5 protein-coding genes are annotated in these 5,521 nt (G+C 65.0%); 3 read left to right on the forward strand and 2 right to left on the reverse strand.

What is annotated here, in order from left to right:
• A partial coding sequence (locus CQ042_RS20135; protein WP_181157656.1) for a DUF4012 domain-containing protein occupies window positions 1-822 on the reverse strand: 822 nt, incomplete at its 3' end.
• Between the two features lie 205 nt (window positions 823-1,027).
• Window positions 1,028-2,491: a sugar transferase gene (locus CQ042_RS20140; RefSeq protein ID WP_258132379.1), complete on the reverse strand. Its 1,464-nt coding sequence runs from the start codon at window positions 2,489-2,491 to the stop codon at window positions 1,028-1,030.
• A 350-nt stretch (window positions 2,492-2,841) separates the two neighbouring features.
• On the opposite strand from CQ042_RS20140, the gene CQ042_RS20145 reads away from it, so the two are divergent.
• Genes CQ042_RS20145 through CQ042_RS20155 form a run of 3 tightly spaced genes read left to right on the forward strand, consistent with a single transcriptional unit; the run spans window position 2,842 to window position 5,503 of the window.
• Entirely contained in the window at window positions 2,842-3,693 is an 852-nt protein-coding gene (locus CQ042_RS20145) for a glycosyltransferase family 2 protein (protein WP_105672215.1), read from the forward strand.
• Window positions 3,690-4,649: a glycosyltransferase gene (locus CQ042_RS20150; RefSeq protein ID WP_105672216.1), complete on the forward strand. Its 960-nt coding sequence runs from the start codon at window positions 3,690-3,692 to the stop codon at window positions 4,647-4,649. The genes CQ042_RS20145 and CQ042_RS20150 overlap by 4 nt, the downstream gene beginning before the upstream one ends.
• Entirely contained in the window at window positions 4,646-5,503 is an 858-nt protein-coding gene (locus CQ042_RS20155) for a glycosyltransferase family 2 protein (protein WP_105672217.1), read from the forward strand. Before CQ042_RS20150 ends, CQ042_RS20155 begins: the two co-directional genes overlap by 4 nt.
• Window positions 5,504-5,521: the final 18 nt, after the last annotated feature.

Below are 5,521 nucleotides of genomic sequence, written 5' to 3' on the forward strand. Positions count from 1 at the left end.
CATCGTCTCCGCTGCCTCGAACAGCTGGGCCTTCTCGGGGGGCTCGATCTCCTGGCTGAAGTCGCCTCCGCGCCCTTCCAGCAGGAATCGGGCGACATCGGCGTCCACCCGCATCTGCACCCGGCCATCGGCCACGGTCAGGATCGCCGCGGCGCCGGGGTTGCCACCGGTCGCGCGGCTCTCGGCGTTGTTCTGGAAGAGGATCGCATAGGTGCGCACTCCCCCGTCGCCGAGCACGCTGAGCACGTTCGGAAGGTACTTCTCCGCAAGACCGAGCATCGGCACCGCCTGATCGACGATGTCGACCAGCTGTCCGATGTTCTCGTCGACGAACGGCAGGATCGCATCGCGATCGATCTGATCGACGTGCGCCTTCGCCTCGTCGAACGCGGCCCGCAGTGCCGGGAGCTGTGGCTGCATGTCGCGGAACGGCTGGAGATTGATCCCTCCGCCCTCGACCATCAGGTTCTTCACGTCCGTCTTGGCGAGCAGGTCGAGCGCGATCGGCATCGCATCGCGCACCAGCACATGGGTCGCCATGGTGGTCTCGCTCACCGCGGAGACGTTCTCGCCGACGAAGGGGACGGCACCGGCGACCTGCCACAGCGGGTTGCCGACGATGTCGTTCGCCTCGGTCGTGAGAGTGAGCACTTCATCCGCGACCTTCTGCACGCCGGCGGTGTCGCCGGCCTTGACCAGCGGCACGACCTGAGAGATCTGCCCCTTCGCCGCCTGGAGGTTGTCGCGCACCGTCAGCGCCTGCAGCACGAAGATCCCGCCCACCACCGCCACGATGAGGAGGAGACCGAGGATGGGGAACACGATCCACGGCCACCGCCGCCGCTTGCGTACCGACGAGCCGCCACGTGCTTCGCGGGCCGTTTTCGGTTCCGTAGGCCCTTCGCTCGCTTCCGCCGCAGCAGCCGCCATGCGAGCTTCCCGTCGGGTCCGAGGACGGTGATGACTGGTGATGATGTGCTCCTTAGATTCGCCCGATACTAGCGTCTCGTCCCTTGCAGAACGCTGATCAGTGCGCGGAAGCTCCCGGAGCCGTCACAGCCTTGACCGTGCGGAAGAGGATGACGATGTCCTGCATGAACGACCAGTTCTCGACGTAGTAGAGATCGAGTCGGATCGTGTCCTCCCAGGAGAGCGTGGAGCGCCCGCTCACCTGCCAGAGTCCGCTCATGCCGGGCTTCACCATCAGACGCCGGTGCGCGGCGTGGTCGTAGAGCGCCACCTCGGCCTCGCGCTGCGGGCGCGGACCGACGAGACTCATCTCGCCGCGGAGCACATTGAACAGTTGCGGGAGCTCATCGAGGGAGTACTTGCGGATGAACCGTCCGACCGGTGTCACCCGCGGGTCGTCTTCGATCTTGAACAGCGGCTGGTCGCTGCGGCCCTGCGCTTCGAGCAGCTCCGCGAGACGGTCGTCCGCGTCGGTCACCATCGAACGGAACTTGAGCATTCGGAACGGAACTCCATTGCGGCCGATGCGCTCCTGGCTGTACAGCACGGGACCGGGACTGGTGAACCTGACCGCCGTCGCCACGGCGAGCAGGACCGGCGAGAGGAGGATGATGAGCGCCGCGGATCCGACGATGTCGAAGCCCCGTTTGAGGAATCGACGTGCACCGTCGAGCCGCGGGAACGAGACGTGCACGAGCGGCAACCCGGCGACAGGACGTGAGTGGATGCGAGGGCCGGCGACATCGGTGAGAGAGGGGACCACGATCCAGTCGATGTCGAGGTCAGCCATGTTCCACCCGATGCGGCGGATGGTCTTCGGGGACATCTGGTCAGCGCCGGCGAAGACGACCGTGTCGACGTCGAGCTGCGCGGCCACTCGCTCGAGCTCCGCGAACTCGCCGAGTACCGGAACTCCGTCGACCATCATCCCGTTCGCCTGCTCGGTGAGGACGCCGATGACCTTCATCCCCGTACCGTCCGCACCGTTCAGCGTCTTGATGATGTGCTCCGCCTTGCGGGTCTCGCCGATCACGACGGTGCGGTACTCGTACTGGCCGGAGCGCTGACGTCCACGCAACCATTGGCGCCACATCCATCGCGTGAGCATCAGTAGGACCAACCCCACCGGGAAGACCACGAGGAAGATCACCCGTGCGAGATCGAGGCGGAAGAAGAACGCCACGGCGATGACCAGGGCGCACGCCGCGAGCGTCGCACGGAACACGCGGTCGTACTCGGTGGTGCCGTGGCCGATGACGTGGTCGTCGAGGCTGTCGGCCGCATCGAGCGCGAACATCCAGATCAGGCCGATGACGGGCAGAACGATCGCATAGGGAATCTCGAGGTCGCCGGGCCAGGACACCGTGCTGAGCGGCTCTCCCAAGGCCGACGCGAGGAGGAAGTAGACGGCGAGAGTGGCCGTGAGTACTGCGGCGTCGGTGAAGCGTAACCTGAGCGCATATCGACGCGGCCAACGCTGGCCGACCCCTTTGCGACTGCCCGTCGTTGCATCAGCCAACACTGCCCGCTCCCCTGGTCTGACGACCCGTGACGAGTCGCTCCGGCAGCATCCGGCGCCCATGCCGGCGGAGGGGACAACGCGAAGGCCATGTGTACCCTCCGGGCGCCCTCGGCCCTCTTATGCTGTCACAGCAGAATATCGGGTCCCGGCAGCAGTTTTCGCCAGCTCGCGGACGCGGGGTATCGAGGGCGCGAGCACCACTGCCCGACACCCGCGGCGTGCGACATATCGGTACGGCAGACACGCGCTAGGCTTTCGCGTAGCCCGAAGCCTCGCGGCGGCTCGTCGGTGACGACGAGCATCCTCCGTTTCAAACGGGCGCCCGCCGAGGCATCCGACACCAGAAAGCTATGACTGCAGACATCCCGCCGCGTGCGGCCTCCTCCGCTGCCCCATGGTGCTCGCTGGTCACTGTGACCTACAACAGTGCGCGTGTCCTCGAGCGCTTCTGGGCCGCGTACGCAGAGCTCGAGGCCATCGAGTGGATCGTGGTGGATAATGCGTCCACCGACGACACTGCGGACGTTGCACGGGCGCTAGGTGCCCGTGTGATCGCACTCAAGGACAACAACGGTTTCTCCTACGCCAACAACGTCGGCTACCGGGCGGCCTCGGCCGACTTCATCGGATTCCTCAACCCCGACGTGCGCCCCGATACCAGGGCTCTTCAGACGCTCGCGAAAGCCGCCCAAGACCACCGGGCGATCGTGGGGCCACAGCTCCTCAATGCTGACGGCTCCCTTCAGCCCAATGGCCGAGGCTTTCCAACCCTCGCGGCGAAAGTCCGTAATCGCCTCCGCGGCGATGATCAGCGGTATCAATTGTTTGGCGAGGGTGATGAGGCACGCCCGGTGGTCTGGCTGATGGGCGCAGCGGTACTCGGTCATCGCCGGGAGATCGACCGGATCGGCGGATGGGATCCTTACTTTTTCCTGTACTACGAAGATTCCGACCTCGGTATGCGTAGCTGGAGCGCCGATGTTCCCGTGCTTCTGATTCCGACGGCGCAACTGCTGCATGGGTGGGCGAGAGAGACGGCCGGCGGCTTCCGCCTCATGCCCTGGCGACGGGAGATCGCATCGATGACGAAGTTCTATGCGCGCTATCCATCGCTTCTGTTGAGCGCACCGGCAGTCGAGCGGATGCATAGCACCATCACCGAGGCGGTCTTTCCCCCGCTCGAGACGAGGAATGCCGGATGAGCGTCGCGGAGGCTTCGCTGGTCATCACGGTCCTCAACGAGTCCACGACCATTAGCGCGTTCCTAGACTCCCTCCGAGGCCAGACCACTTTGCCAGCGGAGATCGTCATCGTTGATGGCGGCTCCACAGATGGGACGACCGAGGCGATCCGCACCTGGGCTCCCCCCCACGGCGTGACGGTGACGCTGATCGAATCTCCCGGTGCCGGCATCTCCGCCGGGAGGAATCAGGCGATCGCCGCAGCTCGCCACGACCGCATCCTGGTCACGGATGCAGGCACAGAAGTCGACCCCGGATGGGTTACGGCGCTTCTACACGCCGCGTCGTCCCACGATGCGGACGTGGTGAGTGGGTTCTTCTATCCTGTTGGTGACACGCTGCTTCAGCGGGCGATCGCCTTCACCATCACCCCCGCACTGGCCGAGATCGATCCCGAACGCTTCCTGCCTTCAAGCCGCTCGATCTCCTTCACTCGCGAAGCCTGGGCAGCGGTAGGCGGATACCCCGAATGGCTGGACTACTGCGAGGACCTGCTCTTCGACATCGCCATGAAAGACGCCGGTTTCGTGCTTCTTTTTGAGCCGGCAGCACTCGTTTCGTGGTCCGCACGGCCGACGCTTCGGGCGTTCATGAAGCAGTACTACCGATACGCCCGCGGCGACGGGAAGGCAGGCCTCTGGCGGAAGCGGCATTTTGCACGATACGTGGCGTATACCGCCGGCTTGACGCTCGCCGTTCTTTCGCTCCTGACACCGTGGACACTCGTCGCCCTCGCAGTCTGCGCTGCCGCGTATCTGGAAAAGTTCTGGCGCCGCGTGTTCGGACGTCGGAAAGCGTTCGGCCGCGGGGTGGTCCCGGCGCTCGCGCTCGTCCCGCTCATCGTCATTGCGGGCGACCTCGCGAAGATGGCGGGCTATCCCGCAGGGTTGCGTTGGCGATCGAGGCAGCCGGCATGACCCCGGAAACCGATGTCCAGTTCGTGATCGTCCACCACCGGAGCCCCGAAACGGTGATCGAAGTGGTTCGGGATGCCATCTCTGCTGGCGTGACGCCCCAACATATCGTCGTCATTGACAACTCCCCCCTTTCAGACCCTCCCCTTGACCTGTCCGAGAACGTTCACGTCGTCAGGATGGAGAACCGGGGATACGCGGCCGCAGCGAATCATGGAGTAAGGGTGCTGAGTCAGCTACCAGGCTCGCGAGCGCTGACGGTAGTCGCGTCGCACGAGACGAGAATCTCAGCTGCCGCGCTGACGATGCTTGTGGATGCGATGAGCGATGACCAGGTCGCCGCGGCTGGGCCGACGCTCATGATTGACGGTACGGATGAGGTCTGGTCCACTGGCGGATACATCTCCCGCTGGCTTCATCAGGCAGATCACCGTCGCGCTCTCGCTGCGCCGGGCAGTCCTCCGCAGGATCGCGAGTGGCTGGACGGCGCACTCGTCCTATATCGCACGGAGCTGCTGAGTCGCTTCCGGTTCGACGAGTCCTACTTCCTCTACTTCGAGGAGACAGATCTTCACGTCCGACTCTCCCGGGCCGGTCATCGTGTCGTCTGGGTGCCTGACGCCGTCAGCCACCAGCGGTCGAGCGGTATCCCCCCGCGGCTGCTCGGGCGAAATACGATGTTGTTCCAAGCTCGGCATTTCAATCGGTGGACCGGTCGCGTCACAGTCGTGGTCGCAATGGCGCGCGCAGTAGCCCGGAAGGCAATCACCGGACGAGGACGCTGGGGGGAATCGCGAGAGATCTTCGGCGGACTGCGAGAGGCTGAGCAGGACCTCCGGGGAGGTGACTCCACATGAGCGCGGAACCGGTGGATG

This window comes from Microbacterium sp. MYb62 (genome assembly GCF_002979475.1).
In the GTDB taxonomy this organism is placed as follows: Bacteria; Actinomycetota; Actinomycetes; order Actinomycetales; family Microbacteriaceae; genus Microbacterium.